The organism is Virgisporangium aliadipatigenens, assembly GCF_016863615.1.
Classification (GTDB): domain Bacteria; phylum Actinomycetota; class Actinomycetes; order Mycobacteriales; family Micromonosporaceae; genus Virgisporangium; species Virgisporangium aliadipatigenens.
The window spans coordinates 309494-327124 of the sequence record NZ_BOPF01000003.1 but is presented as its reverse complement, the minus strand read 5'-3'; the positions used below and the strand labels follow the sequence as shown (position 1 = coordinate 327124).

The following is a 17631-nucleotide window of genomic DNA, read 5'->3' as shown; positions in this document are numbered from 1 at the left end:
CCGATGAGATCCGAACCTGCCGCAGACCCGGCCGCCCGGCGGCGTCGACTGCTGATCGAAGGGCTTCGCCGCTCCGGCCCGCCGAACGGCGCCGACCGCATCGGGCCGCGCCCGTCGGATGCCGTTCCCATGTCGTTCGCGCAGGAACGCCTGTGGTTCCTCGAGCAGCTGAACCCCGCGGTGTCGACCTACGTCATGGCCAGCGCACTCCGGCTCCGCGGAAACCTCGACCTCGACGCGCTCGAGCGGGCGCTGCGCGGCGTGCTCCTGCGCCACGACGCGCTCCGCACGACGTTCCCCCTCCGCGACGCAGAGCCGTTTCCCTCGGTGACGGCGGATCCGCGACCGCACCTCGACCGGATCGACCTGTCCACAGTTCCCGCCGAGGAGCGCGAACACACGCTCAGGCGCCTACTCGCGGAGCACATGCGCGGCCGGATGGATCTCGCCCACGGACCACTCCTGCGGACGGCCGTCTTCTCTTTCGGGGCCGATGAGCACGTCCTTCTGGTGCGGGTGCACCACCTGGTCTTCGACGGCTGGTCCTTCGGCATCTTCTACCGCGAACTGGCGGCCCTGTACCGCGAGGAGCGCGGCGGCCTACCGGCCGGGCTGTCGACGAGCCCCATCACCTACGCCGACTACGCTGCCTGGCAACGCCGCCTGCTCGACACGAACTCCTACGCCCGCCAGCTCGACTACTGGATGCACACGCTCGCCGACCTGCCCGAGCCGCTTCCGCTACCGACCCGTTGGCCGGAGCCCACCGTCCGCAGCCCGCACGGGGGCGAGCACCGGTTCGCCTTTCCGGCCCACCTCACCGCACTGGTGCGCGGATCGGTGACGCGCACCGGCATGACGCCGTTCGTGACGTTGCTGACCGTCTTCCAGATTCTCCTGGCGCGATACAGCGGCCGCGAGGACATCATCGTCGGTGTGCCGGTCTCCGACCGCGCCAGGCCGGAGACCTTCCCCGTCATCGGCCTGTTCGTCAACACACTGGTCATCCGGGTGGATCTGTCCGGCAACCCGACGTTCGACGAGGCACTGCGACGGGTGCACGCGGCGACCGTGGCGGCACTGTCCAACCAGGACGTTCCCTTCGAACATCTGGTGGCGCGGTTGGCTCCTCAGCGCAAGCTGAACGACTCGCCGGTGTTCCGGACGATGTTCAGCCTGGACCAGGCGCAGTCCACCGTGTCGGCACTGCCGGGCACGGTCGCGGAGTCGATGCCGCTGGAGGCCGACCTCGCCCTGTTCGATCTTAGTCTGCAGATCGTCGAGTCCGAGGAAGGGCTGTCCGGTGCCGTCGGCTACCGCGGGGATCTGTTCGCGAGGGCCGACGCCGTCAGGGTCGGGCGACACCTCGTCCGGCTGGCGGAGGGACTGCTGACCGCCCCGCACACCCGCATCCGGTTCGCGCCGTTGCTCACGGCGTTCGAGGAGTCGATGCATCGCAGCGTTCCCGGTGCGCAGCCCGGTGACGAGACCGTCGACTCGCTCTTTCGCGCGAGGGTCCGGGCGCATCCGGAGCGAGCGGCGCTCGGCGACGGTCCCACCGTGATGTCCTACGCCGCACTCGACGCGACCGTCGACGCGTTGGCCCATCGGCTGGCGCGGGCCGGCGTCACTCGCGAGACGGTGGTCGGTGTCCTGGTGCCGCGCTCGCCGCGCGTGATTCCGGTCCTGCTGGCCGTCATGCGGGCCGGCGGGGCGTACCTGCCGTTGGACGACCGCCACCCCGACAGCCGGTTGGCCACCGTTCTGGCGGATGCCCGGTGCCGCCTCGTGGTGACCGTCGGCGAGCTGGTCGATCGACTGCCGTCAACGACATCGACGGTCCTCCTCGACGGCCCGGAGGACACGGGCCCCGCACGCCGCCCGACGCACGCGGAGACGCTCGACCGGCCCGGCCCCGACAACCTCGCCTACGTCATGTACACCTCGGGTTCCACCGGCGTCCCCAAAGGGGTCATGGTGAGCCATCGCTCGATCGTGGATTTCATCGACGGGCAGCGGGCGGGCATCGGCGACGCAGCGCTGGAGGCGGTGCCGTTCACCGCGAACATCACCTTCGACCTGTCCGTGTTCGAGCTGTTCGTGCCGCTCGTCGCGGGTGGACGGATCGAATTCGTCGAAGGGCTCCACGCGGCCGGCGTGCCGGCCCGGTACGGGCGCCCGGTGACGCTGCTGGACGGTGTCCCCTCGGCGATGTTCTCGATCATGGACGAGCTGCGCGAGATGCCCGCGCCGCACACGGTGATGGTCGGCGGTGAACAGGTCACCGACACCCTGATCCGCCGGCTCGCGGCACTGTGGCCGAGCGCGCGGCTCGCGGTGTGCTACGGACCCACCGAGGCGACGGTGTGGAAGACCACCTGCCCGGTGTCCGCGGACTCCCCGGGCGAACCGCCCATCGGGAAACCGGATTCGCGCGCGGCTGTCCGCCTGCTCGACGGCTTCCTCGAGCCGGTGCCGACCAACGTCACCGGCGAGATCTACCTCACCGGCCCCGGAGTGACCCGCGGCTACCTCGGGGATCCCGCCCGGACGGCGGAATCCTTCGTGCCCGACCCCCTCGGACCGCCGGGAAGCCGGATGTACCGCACCGGCGACCGTGGCTCCTTCCGCGCCGACGGACAACTGATGTTCCGCGGGCGTCGGGACAACCAGGTGAAGATCCGCGGCGTGCGCATCGACCCCGCCGAGATCGAGGCGGCACTGCGCATCCATCCCGGCGTGACCGCCGCCGTCGTCGTCAGCCACGGCGACGGCGCCGCGCGGCACCTGATCGCGTACGTCGTCGGCGCGGTCGACCACGCGGAACTGCGTGCGCATCTGCGGAGCCGACTTCCGGTCACGCTCGTTCCCACGCAATACGTCACGCTCGACCGGCTCCCGGTGACCCGCAACGGCAAGGTCGACCGTGCCGCACTGCCGACGCCGGAACGCCCGCGCGCGACCACACCGACCCGCGTGCCCCGCAACGGCGTCGAACGCCGCATGCTCGCGGCATGGCGTGAGGTCCTGGGTACCCCGAAGGTGGGCCTCGACGACGATTTCTTCACCCTCGGCGGGCACTCGTTCGCGGCCATGCGCCTCGTCGGAACGATCGAACGTCTGACCGGCCGGCGGCTCCCCCTCGCCGCGGTCTTCCAGGCACCCACCGTCGCGGGACTGAGCGCACTGTTGGAGAGCGAGCAGTCCACGACGGAGGCCGCACCGGTCGCGCTGAACGCCGGCGGCGGTGCCGTGCCGCTGTTCCTCGTGCATCCCGTCGGAGGCGAGGTCGGCTGCTACACGGGTTTGTCCCGTGCGCTCGCCGGCCGGCACCCGGTGTTCGGGATCGCCGCATCCGTTCCGACCGATGACGCCCCCGCCGCCGAACGGGTGGAGGACCTCGCGGCGCGCTACCTGCGGGCGATCGGCGATCGCGGCGGCGTCGCGGTGGGCGGATGGTCCTTCGGTGGGCTCGTCGCCTTCGAGATGCGGCGCCAGTACCGGGAAGCCACGGGCCGCGCGCTGCCCACCGTGCTGCTCGACACGCCGTCACCCGGTTTGCTTCGCGCACACCCGTCGAGCGGCGTCGACGCACTCGTGGCGTTCGCGGAGGACTGGTCGGAGGGAACAGGGTTCCCGATGCCCGTCACCCGCGACGAGCTTCGCCCGCTCGATCCGGCGCAACGCACGGAACTCCTCGTCTCCCGGTGCATCCGCTCCGGAGGCATGACGGAGGCCGACCGACCACAGATCGCACGATCGATAGCCGTGTTCGGGCGCCATCTGCGCGCCGCGAGCCGATACGACCCGCCGGCGGTCGCACTGCCCGACCCGGTGCTGCTGGTCCTGGCCGACCAGGGAGATCACCGGGAACGGATCGCTGCGGACTGGGCGGCGGCGGCAGGTAGTTCCCTACTCGTCCGCGAGGTGGCCGGCAGTCACTACTCGATGCTTCACCCTCCGGGGCTCCAACCACTCGTCACACAAGTGACGCAGTACCTCGACAGCTACGGGAATCGCGATGGATACGACACTGGCAGCAGCTGAGGTCTACGACGTCCTGGGGGTCGGTTTCGGACCGTCGAATCTCGCGCTGGCGATCGCGCTGGACGAGCACAACGGCTACGTCCCGGCGGACGCGGCTTTCCGCGCCCGGTTCGTCGAACGTCAGGCGCGGTTCGGCTGGCATCGCGGAATGCTGATCGACGGAACCACGCTCCAGGTGTCCTTCCTGAAGGATCTGGTCACGATGCGCAACCCGACCAGCAGATTCAGCTTCGTGAGCTACCTGCACCAGATGGGCCGGCTGACCGACTTCATCAACCACAAGATACTTTTTCCCTCGCGCGTCGAGTTCCACGACTACTTGGACTGGACGGCGCGGCAGCTGAACGACCTCGTCAGTTACGACACGACGGTGACCAGGATCCGGCCGGTCGCGGCGTCCGATCAGACCTACCCGTTGCTCGAGGTCTCGTCGACGGACGGGGCCGGCGCACACACGACCCACCTGACCCGCAACGTCATCCTGGCCCCCGGCCTGCGCCCGCACCTACCGGCCGGGATCGAGACCGGTGATCGGATCTGGCACAGCAGCGAACTGATGCACCGCGTCGACGAGCTCGAACGCCGGCCTCCGGGCCGGATCACAGTGGTCGGTGCCGGGCAGAGCGCGGCCGAGCTGACCGACTATTTCCACCGCACCTTCCCGGACGCCGTCGTGTGGTCGGTGTTCAGCCGCTACGGATACAGCCAGTCCGATGACAACCCGTTCGCGAATCAGATCTTCGACCCCGATGCGGTCGACGACTTCTTCCGTGCCCCGGAGCCGACCAAGCAGCTGATGCTGGACTACCACGCCAACACCAATTACTCCGTGGTCGACCTCGACCTGCTCAACGAGATCTACCGGCGGACCTATGACGAGAAGGTTCGCGGGCGGAGCCGCCTGCACTTCGTCAGGATGGCGAGAGTCCGCTCCGCGCGGGCGAACGCAACGGGTGTCCGCATCGAGGTGGAGAACCTGATCGACGGCACCCGGCCGGTGATCGACGCGGACCTGCTCGTGTTCGCCACCGGCTATCTGCCGGCCGATCCGACGGTGCTCCTGGACGGTGCCGACCGGTTCTGCCGCCGTGACCGGCACGGCCGCGTCATCATCGACCGCGACTACCGGGCCGTCACCGTGGACGGTTTCAGCGCCGGCATCTACCTCTTGGGAAGCGGCACCGAGCACGCTCACGGGTTGTCCGCGAACCTGCTGTCGACGGTGGCGATCCGTGCCGGCGAAGTGGTCGAGTCGCTGTCGAAGCCCGACCGCCGGGCCTGGGCGAGCAGCGCGGCCACCGGAATGTCGCTGAAGGTCGAGATGCCCGCCACCACGCTGAAGTAGCGTGCGGTCAGGTCCGCCGAGGCGCCGATCGCCCGCATCAACGCGAGTCGGTGCGGCGGGATCCGCAGCCGCGCGAGCGAGATCGTGGCGTGGTAGCTCTCGGACAACAGGGCGTCGCGGTGTTGTCCGTACTCGCGCAATGCCCGCCCCTGCCGTTCGATGTCGGTCGTGTCCGCCCCGAGCGCGTCGACCAGAAGGCGGCCCTGCAGGAGGGCGTCCGTGATGCCGCGAGCGGTGATCGTGTCCTTGAGATGGCCGGCGTCGCCGACCAGCGCCCAGCCGGCACCGGCTGCCGCGCGGATCACGTTCGGTTGGTGCGGCCGGCCGTGGAGCCTGCCCACGCGTGTCGCGTCGACCAGCCGGTCGGCGAGCGCCGGAGCGGTGTTCCTGATGCCGTCGAGGTAGCGCCTCAGTGGGTCCCGCCCCGCTGTGTCGAGTCGTCCGGAGCGCCGGTACAGCGCCACGATCACCGCTCCGGCCGTCGGGATGACGGCGACCCAGCCGCCGGGCCGCTCGAACAGCTCGAAGTGCGCCGGAAGATCGGTCCAGTAGGAGTAGAGGACACTCGTCCACGATCCGTCGTCACGACGTACCGTGCTGCCGGCCCGATCGGCCACGGTCGAATGGGCGCCGTCCGCGCCCACGACCAGCGACGCGCTCTCCCGCAGGATCGTTCCTGAGGCGGTACGCAACAGCACCCCGGTCACCCGGTCCCCGGATCTGACCAGGTCCACGACACGACAGCCGTCCTCGAACTCCGCGCCGTTGCGCACGGCGGCGTCGGCGAGGATCGCGTCCAGGTCGTACCGACGCGGCGCGTACGTCGAGGACACCGCGCCGAGCGACGGCATCGGGGCCTCGAGCACCTCGGTGTCGACGGTGTAGCTGATCCGATCGAGGGCGGGGCAGCCTGTGCCGATCACACGGTCGAGCACACCCAGTTCCTCGAGGCATCGCACGCCCGGTTGATGGATGTACAGCGTGGACATCGTGTCCGCCGGGAACCGGCGACGTTCCACCAGCAGGACCCTGTAGCCGCGGGCGGCGAATCGTGCCGCCGTCGACGCCCCGGCGCATCGAGCGCCCACGACAATTATGTCGAACATGACGGCATGGTCGCATGTATGGCGCCGGCACCGGCAACATCGACGGACACGTCCGACTGCGCCACAATGCATTCCACCGATAACGCCGTACGGGAAGGCCACCTCTTGTACGTTCCCCGGATGTACCGCCCCGACGACCCGCACTGGAGCTTTCGGATCGTCCAGGACAATCCGCTGGCCATCCTGTCGACCAATGGCACGGATGCCCCCGTGCTGACGCATCTGCCGATGGTTCCCGATCCCATTGACTTTCCGCGACCCGACGATCCGCAGAACCGGCTCGCTCGAGACCGCCGGCTCATCGGACATCTCAACCGCGCCAATCCTCATTGCGCCGCTCTCACCGACGGAATCGAAGCCGTTGCCGTCTTCCACGGACCGCACGGATACGTCTCACCGACGCTTTACGACTCCGAGATCGCGGCTCCGACATGGAACTTCACGGCCGTCCATGTGCGCGGACGGATCGAGATGCTCCACGGCACGGGAACGACGTTGGACGTGGTGCGCACCACCGTCACGGCCCTGGAGAGCCGGTTCGGCGACGGTTGGGACGAGTGCGGGTCGCTCGACTACTTTCGCCGGATCCTGGCCGGGGTCCAGGCGTTCCGACTGCACGTCGTCGCGGTCGACAGCATGGCGAAGCTGAGCCAAGAGAAGACGGCGGAGGTCAGGCTGAAGGTCGCCGCCGCACTCGAGCGCAGCGAACGTGGGAGTCGTCGGGAGTTGGCGGCGATGATGCACGCCACCACGGCGACTCAAGCGACCGGCCGCGCCTCCGCGATTTCCTGTACCAGCGACTCGGCATCGTCCTCGAAGTAGAAGTGCCCGCCCGGGAACTCCCGTACCGAGAATGCCCCGGTGGTCATGGTCCGCCAGTTCGCCAGTTCCTCGGCGCTCACCCGCACGTCCGCCGTGCCGCGCACGGCGAGGATCGGGGTGCAGACCGGTTGCGCAACACCGACGATCGTCTCGGTCAGCCGCATGTCGGCACGTACCACGGGAAGCACGAGGCGCAGCAACTGCGGGTTGTCCAGCATCAACGGCAGACCCCCGAGCCGGCGCAGTTGGCCGGCCAGTTCGTCGTCGCTCAGGCGATGGAGTTGTTCCTCGGCGGGAATGGCGGTCGGCACCGCCTGTCCCGAGACGACCAGTGCCGTCGGGGGCGCCCCGTCGCCGGCCGTGAGCCGCCGGACGACCTCCAGGGCGAGCACGGCCCCTCCACAATGTCCGAAGACGACCAACGGCAGGTCGGAGTAGGGCGACAACGCCTCGTGCACCTCATTCACGACAGCGCCGAAATCATCCGGTAGCGGCTCACGCAGCCGGTCGCCGCGTCCGGGCAGTTGAACGGCGATGAGTTCGGCGTCGGTCAGGAATGTCGACCAGTGCGAAAAGGTGCCCGAACTCGCACCTGCGTGTGGCAGACAAATGAGCCGCCACGTCGCTTCTGGACGCACGGCCCTGCGCACCAGTGCTCCCTCCGCGTTCATCGGACGACGAACGGGGAACAGCTTTTCCGAATTTACCACGACACCCTCCGGTCCCGGATCGTCTGCGGTCGACAAGAACGCTGCCACTATGCACGAGTGCGGGCGCGAACAAATTCACCCACTTCACTCGCGTGATGGCGGCTGCTTTAATCCAGCCACGGTGTGGCCCGCCTGCCCACCGGAGGCGGAAACGATTACCGAACGGAGTTCCTGTGGCGGCAGATACCGCATCGATGGCGACTGCCATTCGGCGTGTGGTTCGCACGGTCGCAATCGAAACACTCGGCGTACGTGATGTCGGGGGCGACGACGACCTTCAGCGACTCGGTCTCGACTCGCTGATCGCCACCATTCTCGCCGTCTCGCTGCAGGAGGAGTTGGGAATCCACGTTCCGCTGGCTGTGGTGCTCGAACATCCGGTCGTAGACGACCTGGTCCGCGTCATCCAGGACGGCGACGATCGCGCGCCGACGTCGACGGAAGTCAGACTCGACTACAACGAGAGCCCCATCGGCCCGCCGCCGCGCGCCGTGGCGGAACTACGCGAACGCGCCGGCGATCTGCACAGGTATCCGCGGGATCTGGAGCCGGAGGTCACCCGGGAGGTCGCCGCACACTTCGGCGTGGATCCGGGCGACGTTCTTCTCACCAACGGTGTCGACGAAGCCGTGGATCTCCTGTTGCACGACGTCGCCGAGATCTGGACCGTCGCACCGGGATTCGACGGATACGCTCAACGCGCCGCCGTGCACGACCGGGCGGTACACACGATCCCGCTCGACGACCGGTGGCAGCCCGTCGCGCCGCCGCTTGCGTTCGCCGGGTCGCGCGCGGTCTTTCTCGCGCAGCCCAACAATCCGACCGGGAACCTCTTCCCCCGGGCCTGGGTCGAGGAAGTCACCGCCGTCGCCGATCTGGTCTTTCTCGACGAGACCTACCTCGAGTTCAGCGACTCACCGTCGTTCGCACCGCTTCTTCGCAGCCGGCCGAACCTCGTGCTCTTCAAGAGCTTCTCGAAGGCGTTCGGCCTTGCCGGAGCCAGGCTCGGTGCGCTGGTCGGCGCGACACAGCGCATCGCCCCGCTGCGCGAACGCCGTGCGTTCTACTCCGTCGACTCCCTGTCGCTCGCCAGTGTCGCCGGTGCTCTCGCCGACGCTGACCACCGCGCCGAACTGAAGCGACACATGGCAGGCGCCCGCACCGCATACCTGGATGCCCTGCGCAGCAGCGAGGTCTTCGCGGAGGTGCGTGACACGCAGACGAACTTCCTGCTCGCCCGCTGCCCGACACCGCAACACTCGGCGGCCGTCACGGACCGGCTCGCACAGCAGGGCGTACGGGTCCGCCGGTGCGCCGACTTCGGCCTGCCGCAGTGGATCCGGGTCAGCATCGGCAGCTACGAGGCCCTGGACGCGTTGAGCAACGCGCTCGCCCGACTACGCCTGCCATGACCGAAGACGGAGCCGACCGTGTCCGAGCACCCGGCCGCACTGACCAACGCAGACCGACGAAGGGGAACCAGGATGACGACCGGCACCTTTGAGCAGGGACTCGTCGATGCCATACAGCCGATCCGGTACATGGCGATCGCCAACGCGCTGTTCCATCTGTTCGACACAGGGATCTACGCGTCGCTGGCCGCACAAAACGGGATCTCCTGCGTCCGGCTCGCCGCCGAGCGCAACGTCGACCCGGACCGGCTGGCGGCGTTCCTGGCCTATCTCGCGGCCGAGGGCTACGTCGCGTACGACGGCGGGTGGCGACTCACCGGCAAGGCACGGGCGATCGAGCCCTTCCAGCCGTGGTACACGCTGCTCGTGGGGGGCTACGCCACCACCTTCCGGCAGTTGGGCGATGCGCTGCGCACGGACGCGCCGTGGGCCGGCCGGGACGGGGCCCGGGTCGGCGCGGGCAGCTGCGGCATGAGCGCTCACGACGCCGTGCCGATGGTGGAACGGTTGCTCGACCGGCTCCCGCCGGATGCGCCGACTGTCGTCGACCTCGGGTGCGGCGACGGTGGCTTCCTCGTCGAGTTGTGCAAGCGGCGGGCGGACCTGATCGGTATCGGCCTGGAGCCGGACGCGTATTCGGTCGAACTCGCGAAGTCCGGAATCGTCGCCGCCGGGCTGGAGAACCGGCTGTCGGTCCGTCAGGGGCGGGCCTCCGACGCGCTGACGTTGGAGAACTCCGGCGACGGGACGCTCTGTTTCATGGCCGCCTTCGTGCTTCAGGAAATGCTCGAGCAGGAGGGGCGTTCGGCGGTGTGCGCCCTGCTTCGGGACACCGTCCGACGTCATCCGCACGCCTACTGGGCGATCGTCGAGGTGGACCACCGTCCGGACGACGCGGTCATCACCGACCATCCGCTCGGGATCGCCTACTACAACCCGTACTTCCTCCTCCACGCGATCACCGAGCAGAAGCTGGAGACCCGCGATTTCTGGGAGCGGCTCTTCGCCGAAGCGGGGCTGGAGATCGTGGCCGTCGAGCACCCACCGCGCGACGTCGACTCGACCGATCTCGAACTGGGCTATCTGCTGCGCGCCGTCGACTCGACCGCTGCGACGTCCGCCTCCGACGCCGACTGACGAGGCGGGCGTTCGGATGCCGATCGAGCGTGTGCGATACGCATCGAACGATTGCGAGGTGTCGATTGCCGTCGACACCCGGGCCGGTGGCCGTGCGCCTATGGGCCTCTGGCCGTCCGTCGGCGAGTACCCGTGCTACGACCCCTACCTGTACTTCTTCATGTCCAACGACACCATCCGCAACGAGGCGTTCCGCACGGCGCTGGCCCCGCTCGTCGACGGCCGTACGGTGCTCGACATCGGGACGGGTCGGGACCTGAACTGGGCGATGGAAGCGGCCCGGCACGGCGCCAGGTTGGTCATCGCGGTGGAGGAGATCGAGGACTCCTACCGCGCGGCGCTGCAACGCCTCGTCAAGGCAGCCGAGGTCACCACGATCGATCTGTTCCGGGGCCGGTCGTTCGACCTCGAACCGCCCCAGCGGGCCGAGGTCTGCGTCGCGGAACTGATCGGGAACATCGCCAGTTCGGAGGGCATGCTGGCGGTCATGGCCGATGCACGTACGCGGCTGCTGACGCCCGACGCGGTCGTCGTGCCAGCCGCCTGTGCCACCATGATCGGTGCCATGTCCCTGCGTTCGCTGCACCCCGGCGGGCCGGCGTTCTCCTATGACGGCCTGACGTATCTTCAGCAGGTCTTCGAGCGGTACGGACGCGCGTTCGACATCCGACTGGCCGTCACCGATCCGGACCCGGCCGGCATCGTTTCCACGGCGGAGCCGGTCGAGTCCCTCACGTTCGACGGCAGCGAGCCATGCGAGTCCTCGACGAAGGTCCGGCTGACGGTGGAGCGTGCCGGTGAGATCGACGGGTTCATGCTGTGGATCCGGCTGGCGGCCGGTGGGGATGCCCGCGTACTCGACTCGCTGACCGACCGGACGAGTTGGTCCCCGGTGTACCTGCCGGTGTTCGACCCGCCGGTCGAGGTGCATAGCGGCGAGACCGTCGACATCGAATTCTCGCGTCGGACCAGTGACGACGGAATCCACCCCGACTACCTGCTGCGGGCGACCCTGGCCACGGCCGCGGGCACGGTCGAGGGCTCATACCTGTCCGCCCATCACGGTCCCGTGCTGGGCGGACACGCGATCTATCGCGAACTGTGGGGCATCGGCTGAGACGGTGTGCCGCGCTCCGCCGGCTGCCGTTCGGTCGCCCGCCGTCGCTCGGCCAGACCGGTGGTCATCTCCAGGACCACCCGGTGCGCCAGCAGCGCCGTGATGTTCATCGGCTGGTCGTAGGCGGGCGCCACCTCCAGGATGTCGGCGCCGAGCACGTTCAACTCGCGGCCCAGGCGCCGCACCGCACCGAGGAGTTGGGCGGACGTCAACCCACCCGGCTCCGGGGTGCCCGTTCCCGGTGCCATCCCGGGATCGACCACGTCGATGTCCACGGACAGGAACACCCCACGCGCCGGACGCCCGTCGCCCGGCAGCCGGGCCAGACGGATCACTTCGTCGAGGACCGCGTCGAACCCCCGTTCGTTCACCTCGTCCATGAAGTAGCTGCGCATGCGCTGTTCCCGCATCCAGCGCAGGGTCTCCGGCGGCGGCCAGTAGCCGCGCAGGCCGACCTGGATGAAGCGATGCCCCGGGACGGCTCCCGAGTCGATCAGCTTGCGCATCGGCACTCCGTGGCCGAGCATCTCGGCGCGGGAGTACTCGCCCGTGTCGGCATGCGCGTCGAAGTGCACCACTGTCACATCGCCGAACCCGTGGGCACGCGCGACGGCGGTGGCATTGGGGAACGTGATGGTGTGGTCACCACCGAGAACGATCGGCACCGCGCCGGCGCCGGCGACCAACCCGACGTACCGTTCGATGTTCTGCAACGACTCCTCGATGTACCCGCGCACAATCGGGATGTCGCCCGCGTCGACCACGGGAAGGGCGGTCAGCGGATCGACGGTGGCCGTCAGGTGCGGACGCTTCCCGTCCGGTTCGAGATAGTCGGCGTCCCGAATCGCCCGGGGCCCGAATCGCGCGCCGGGCCGGAAACTCGTTCCCCAGTCGAACGGCGCACCGAGGATGACGACATCGCCGGCGGCGACCCTGTCCACCCTTCGGGTCGGGACTCCGCAGAAGGAGGCCCGTGCACCGAAAGGCTCGGCGACCGTGCCGTCAAATGGTTCCGTAGGTACCGCGTTGCCGTCGGACACCGATTCTCCTCGAAACAGGGGCTCGTCAGTCGCCCGGTCGAAACTCATGCTGAGGTGGTGCGCCGCCGCGTCACATCAAGGTGACCGCCCGGATACTCCGTGTTCACTCGCAAATCCAGTTCGTTCGCGAAGGTGTTCCACGTCTCGGCGCAACGGCGCGCGATCTCGGCCAGGACGTACATGCTGTGCGGCGGGACCTGCGAGAGCAGGTCGGGCCAGCGTTCAATGCCGATCGCGTGTTCGGTCAACCACATCAACAAGGCGCGGCCTTGTTCACTGAACCGCAACGACGGGTCGCGCCGCAGATACTGCAGGAGCTGCGCGGGGTCGCGCTGTACCGCCGGCGGGTCGGCCGGCCTCGGGAGTCGCGCCGTGCGTTCGACAATCTTCGGCCGTGCCGCACCGCGCTGTTTGTCCGGTAGCGGATCGTCGCCACGGTCGACCCTCTGACGGACGTCGCGCACGGTCGCCGGAGAAATTCCCACTTCCCTGGCGATCTCTCGCAACGAGGCCTGGGGTCGTTCGGCGATCAGGGCAGCGGCCAGGCGCCGCCCATCGGCGCCGTTGACCGGTCGGTGCCGGCCGTCGCGACCACGCCGCACCCGACTGCCCGACCCGTCGGCGTACAGCCGCTGGCGGATTGTGAGCACCGTGCTGGCGGCGAGCCCGGCCATCTCGGCGACGGCCCGGTCGGACAGCTGTGGATGGGAGCCGAGAATTCGTGCGGCCGCGTTGCTCCGGTCCGCCATGCTCAGCGGCAGCCCGTGGGTGATGTTGGCGTGAACGGCGAGCAGAAATGCGGTCTCCTCGTCGCCCTCGTACATCCGCGCGTCGATGGTGCGTTCCCCCCGTCGGCGAGCCGCCTCGACCCGGTGCATGCCGTCGATGACGCGCATGGTGCCGGCGTGCACGACGATCGCCGGCAACCGCGCGTCGAGCTGAGCAAGCACGTTGACGTGCTCGTCGTCCTGCCCTGTCGATCGTGGAGAGTCGCCCGGACGGAGGACCGCGATCGGCACTTCCCGAAGCGGCAGACGATCTACGGCTGTTCCGACGGGCGCCATCGCATCTCGGCCCTTCGAGGTGCCGCCGCCGACGCCGGTTCCCGTACGCTGCGCGCCGTCCAGACTCTGCCGCATGAAGTCGCCTTCCGGTCTTGCGGATCCTGGCCGCCGCGGTCATCCCCCGATCACCGAACCACCGCGCACGGCCACACCGTGATCAAACTCGATGTCACCAGATGTGTGATCACTGTTTACGGGAGCCCGCTAACCCGGCGCTCACTTCTCGGTCACGCGGGCCGGGCGCGGGTCATCGACCGGCAGACCGTCGCAGGTCAGCGGTGGGCGACAGCGCTGCGATCAGTGCAGCCCTTCGAACGCGAGATCCTTGTGCAACGCCATGGCAGAGCGGATTCCGCTGCCCATCGCCTCGACCAGCACATAGTTGGGCGCCGCGGCCGTGCCTGCGATCCAGACCAGCGGATTCGACGATTTCCCGTCGGCGTCGAGTTCGGGGATGCCGAACCGGTTGACCCGCACATCGAGCTGGTCCACGAACTGGCGTCGCATCCGGGTGGCCCCGGAGACGAGAACCGCGCCGACGGCCAGGTCGCGGCCGCCGGAGGTCACCAGTGTGAGCTGACCGGACGGATGGCGTTCGGCCGCGACGATCTCGCCGTGCAGGACCTCGCCGCCGAGTTCGCGCACCCGCTCGGCCGCGGAACTGCCCACCGCCTCGGCGTCGGCGACCACGACCACGAGCGATCGGGCGTGCGCAACACAGAGCAGGGCCACCTGCACGGTCATCTGGCGGGGGCCCACCACGGCGAAGTCCTCACCCCGGTGCTCGTAGGCGTGGCAGAACGGGCAGTCGAACACGGTGGTGCCCCACGTGTCCTGCGGAACCCACGGTGGTGGGACGTTCTCGACTCCGTTCGCGAGCAGCAGTCGGGAGGCGACCAGTACGCGACTGCCGGTCTCTACCGTGACGGGGCCCGCCCCGTCCGCCGGCGCCGAGAGCTTCTCGACCGTCTCGGGGAACACCGACGTGCCGTACCTGTCGAGCTCGCGTTCCATCCGCCCGTATAGGTCCTCCGGGGCGATGCCTTCCGCGTACGGCAGATTGTGCACCTCGGTGGCGCCGGCGTTACCGCGATCGCGTGTCCCGACGACCGCGACGCTGCGTCCCGACCGCCCGAGCACGGCGGCGGCGGCGAGGCCCGCTGCTCCCATGCCCACGATGGCGACGTCGTACGCCGCGGGGGCCTCGGAGGTTCGGCTGTCCGTCACAATTCACTCCAGATTTTCTAGGCACTGTGGTAGCGCTTGAGATCCATCACCTGACCGGGGGTTACCACCTTCACCACGTACAGGTCCTCCTCGATGCTGAGGTCCACGAGGATCGGCTCATGTCCGACGAGCGCCGTCAGCGACGCGGCGGCCCACCGCAACTCGGCCGCCAGGTCCTCGAACGGTGGTCGTGGCGGATCCGGCACGTCGGTCCAGGCGATCCTCGCGCCAGGGACGGGAGGCAGCGCGCGCGCACCCTCGCGCACCTGGCTGTACAGGGCGGGAATGTCGTCCCGGCTGCCCGCGATGACCGTGAGCCTGCTCTGTGCGGCCTCCGTGACCGCCCGGGAGAACGCCACATCGACCGCGAGGTGCGCGCCGAAGCCGATGCTGGTGACGGAAAAGTCGGCGCTCCACAGGCGTGCGGCGAAGCACGGTATGCCCAGCCGGCTCGGAACGTGGTGGACCTCCAGCTCCACGTCCGCTCGGCGGATCAGGTCGAGGAGGTGCCGACTGCCGCCGTCGTCGATCCCGCTCGTCTCGATCTTGGCGCCGAACTCGCCCGCCGGCAGCGAACTCACCGCGTCCCGCTCGACGGTCTCGTACAGCGCGTGGAGAGCCGCCTCCGCGACCGAGTTGCCGGAGGCCAGTCCGTTGCTGTTGCGCACGAACCCGGTCGGGTTCCAGCGCCGTTCGTGCGGACCGAGCATCCGCACCACGACGGCGGGGACGGGTACCGGCTTTCCGGTCAGCACACCGCGTCCCATGATCCAGTCCAGCGGGGTGTCGTCACCGACCAGCGCGCCGGGCGTTCTCGCCAGGTCGTCGATGCGGTACGGCAGGTCCAGTTCGGACGCCCTCGCCTGGGCGAACACGATCGGCGGCGCGACATGCTCCGCGTGCCACAGTTCGACGGACTCCATGGCCGCGGAAACCTTGGCCAGCAGCAGCGACTGCCCTTTTCCCTGGGAGACGCTCAGTGTCCTCGCCAACGGCCTGATCGCCATCGCGACCGGAATGCCGATGGTGTCGAGGCCGGTCACGTCGGCCACCCGGGTGATACCGAACCGCGGGAGCTTCGGGAGCACGCGTTCCCACGTCTCCTGCGGCGCTCTGGTCCGGTGGGTGCCGGCGAAGAAGACCTTCGGGGCCGACACCGCGACGGCAGGTGTCACGACGGTTCAGCGCCGTCCGCGGCGGCGCCCGCGGTCGATGCGAGCTGAAGGTGGTGCCTGAGAAAGAAGGGCCGTACCGCCTCGACGGCCGCCGAGAGTGAGGACAGACCGCGATCACGGGCTCGGGCGGTCAGCGCGTCGAACCGGTCGGCCACGCGCCAGGTCGCCGCCAGATGGGCGCGCAGGGTCGACTCCTTCAGGTTGTCGACACCCTGCCCGGCGCCCCAGGTGGCCACAGTGGCGTTCACCACCGAGGACTCGGCGACGCAACCCCGTGCGTACGGGTCGACGGCGAGATCCGGCTCACCGGTCAGAAGATCGTGGATGCCCCGCGGCGGCCGGTAGGAGCGGATCAGCACCCGGGCGATCCGCTCCGCCGCGGGCAACGACGCCTCGGCGTCCCCGAGAAGCCATTCGCCGGTCTGCTCCGGCGTGAGGGTCGCTGCCCGCAGGCCGCGGGTGCCGGCCACATCGAGCGCACGACGTTCGATGTCTCGATCGGTCAGCGTCACGGTGTCGAGCCCTTCCGTGGAGAGAATTTCCCGCATGACGAACCGTCGCCAGCGCCGCGGGAAGTCCACGTCGTACACCTGCCGGTACCGGATCACGGCGCCGTGCGGTACCCACACGCCGTCGACGTCACCGCCGGCCGCATCGGCCGTCCATTCGTAGAGAAAGCGGTTGCGCCACTCGGGCGAGCCGGTCCACGCCGTCGGCCGGTCGGTCGCTCCGGCCACGATCTCGTCGAGCCGCGTCAGTGTGTCCACCGCGTCAGCGGCTTTGACGTCGGCGTGTTCCGGATGCGTGTCGAGGAACGACCGTACGCGTCGGACGGCTGCCGACAGGTGTCCCGCGTCGGCGAACTCCACTTCGAGCCGCTTCCAGGAACGCATCGAATAGTGCATGGAACGCGCTCGGTCGACTATCGCGGCGGCCTCCGTTTCGGAAACCGCGCCGATTCGCCGGGCCGCTTCAACCGCGATCCGCATGTTGATGAGCGGCTCGCTGAACCGGCGGTAGTCGGGAGGTTCACCGTGCGCCAGCGCCACCTCGTCGTCGGCTTCCACACGACCCGAACGGAACGCCTCGAAGACGGCACCATTGCCGATCATGCCGAATGTCGCCAGCTCCGCGGCGCGCAATGCACCCATGCTGGAACATCCGACGACCACGGCCCCGGCATCGATCACACTCAGAATTTCTTTGTGCCGGACCGATGCCGCGTGATGATAGCCACCGTCTATCAGCACGACGACGTCGTCCGGCCCGGCATCGATCCGCAGCAGGTCACCGTGCAGGACCGGCGGATGGATCCGGAAGTCGGGATCGATGCCCGACACCGAGCGGGAGCGCAGGGTGGGGCCCACAAAAACGTGAACCGTCAAGATACCGATGTCTTCCGTCGATGGAAACGAAGGTCTTCCTTGGG

12 protein-coding genes and 3 pseudogenes are annotated in these 17631 nt (G+C 68.9%); 8 read left to right on the top strand and 7 right to left on the bottom strand.

Translation table 11 applies throughout. The features are described 5' to 3' along the window. Window positions 1–3: 3 nt before the first annotated feature. The 4 genes and pseudogenes from Val02_RS48635 to Val02_RS05650 all read left to right on the top strand — a co-directional run. Window positions 4–1434, top strand: a pseudogene (locus tag Val02_RS48635) (condensation domain-containing protein); the annotation flags it as partial. Window positions 1435–1515: 81 nt separating this feature from the next. Then, window positions 1516–2907, top strand: a pseudogene (locus Val02_RS48630) (amino acid adenylation domain-containing protein); the annotation flags it as partial. A 96-nt stretch (window positions 2908–3003) separates the two neighbouring features. Then, window positions 3004–4047 carry a thioesterase domain-containing protein gene (locus Val02_RS48625; RefSeq protein WP_373317860.1) on the top strand — a complete coding sequence of 348 codons (1044 nt, stop codon included), beginning with the start codon at window positions 3004–3006 and terminating at the stop codon, window positions 4045–4047. Further along, complete coding sequence (locus Val02_RS05650; RefSeq protein ID WP_203897808.1) at window positions 4022–5392, top strand: lysine N(6)-hydroxylase/L-ornithine N(5)-oxygenase family protein; 1371 nt, start codon at window positions 4022–4024, stop codon at window positions 5390–5392. Before Val02_RS48625 ends, Val02_RS05650 begins: the two co-directional genes overlap by 26 nt. 128 nt (window positions 5393–5520) lie before the next feature. Here the strand turns inward: Val02_RS05650 and Val02_RS47150 are convergent. Then, window positions 5521–6498, bottom strand: a pseudogene (locus Val02_RS47150) (NAD(P)/FAD-dependent oxidoreductase); the annotation flags it as partial. A gap of 120 nt (window positions 6499–6618) precedes the next feature. On the opposite strand from Val02_RS47150, the gene Val02_RS05645 reads away from it, so the two are divergent. Continuing rightward, complete coding sequence (locus tag Val02_RS05645; RefSeq protein ID WP_203897807.1) at window positions 6619–7320, top strand: FMN-binding negative transcriptional regulator; 702 nt, start codon at window positions 6619–6621, stop codon at window positions 7318–7320. Here Val02_RS05645 and Val02_RS05640 read toward each other — a convergent pair. Then, on the bottom strand, window positions 7257–7970 hold the full coding sequence (locus Val02_RS05640) for a thioesterase II family protein (protein WP_203897806.1): 714 nt from the start codon (window positions 7968–7970) through the stop codon (window positions 7257–7259). The two genes, Val02_RS05645 and Val02_RS05640, sit on opposite strands and share 64 nt — an antisense overlap. Window positions 7971–8245: 275 nt before the next feature. Between Val02_RS05640 and Val02_RS05635 the strand changes: the two genes are divergently transcribed. The 3 genes from Val02_RS05635 to Val02_RS05625 all read left to right on the top strand — a co-directional run bounded on the left by Val02_RS05635 (window position 8246) and on the right by Val02_RS05625 (window position 11696). Continuing rightward, window positions 8246–9442, top strand: coding sequence for an aminotransferase class I/II-fold pyridoxal phosphate-dependent enzyme (locus Val02_RS05635; protein WP_203897805.1), 1197 nt, complete (start codon window positions 8246–8248; stop codon window positions 9440–9442). Window positions 9443–9514: 72 nt separating this feature from the next. Next, a complete protein-coding gene (locus Val02_RS05630) occupies window positions 9515–10579 on the top strand; it encodes a hypothetical protein (protein ID WP_203897804.1) in 1065 nt (354 codons plus the stop codon). 58 nt (window positions 10580–10637) lie between these two features. Then, window positions 10638–11696: an SAM-dependent methyltransferase gene (locus Val02_RS05625; RefSeq protein ID WP_203897803.1), complete on the top strand. Its 1059-nt coding sequence runs from the start codon at window positions 10638–10640 to the stop codon at window positions 11694–11696. On the opposite strand, the gene speB is transcribed toward Val02_RS05625, so the two are convergent. The 5 genes from speB to Val02_RS05600 all read right to left on the bottom strand — a co-directional run bounded on the left by speB (window position 11669) and on the right by Val02_RS05600 (window position 17542). Next, window positions 11669–12637, bottom strand: a complete 969-nt coding sequence (gene speB, locus Val02_RS05620) for an agmatinase (protein ID WP_239152437.1) — start codon at window positions 12635–12637, stop codon at window positions 11669–11671. The genes Val02_RS05625 and speB overlap by 28 nt on opposite strands. A gap of 143 nt (window positions 12638–12780) precedes the next feature. Then, window positions 12781–13875, bottom strand: coding sequence for a helix-turn-helix domain-containing protein (locus Val02_RS05615; RefSeq protein WP_203897801.1), 1095 nt, complete (start codon window positions 13873–13875; stop codon window positions 12781–12783). 222 nt (window positions 13876–14097) lie between these two features. Further along, window positions 14098–15027, bottom strand: a complete 930-nt coding sequence (locus tag Val02_RS05610) for an FAD-dependent oxidoreductase (RefSeq protein ID WP_203897800.1) — start codon at window positions 15025–15027, stop codon at window positions 14098–14100. A 17-nt stretch (window positions 15028–15044) separates the two neighbouring features. Then, window positions 15045–16202: a YcaO-like family protein gene (locus Val02_RS05605; protein ID WP_203897799.1), complete on the bottom strand. Its 1158-nt coding sequence runs from the start codon at window positions 16200–16202 to the stop codon at window positions 15045–15047. Further along, complete coding sequence (locus Val02_RS05600) at window positions 16199–17542, bottom strand: TfuA-like protein (protein ID WP_203897798.1); 1344 nt, start codon at window positions 17540–17542, stop codon at window positions 16199–16201. The genes Val02_RS05605 and Val02_RS05600 overlap by 4 nt, the downstream gene beginning before the upstream one ends. Window positions 17543–17631 lie beyond the last annotated feature (89 nt).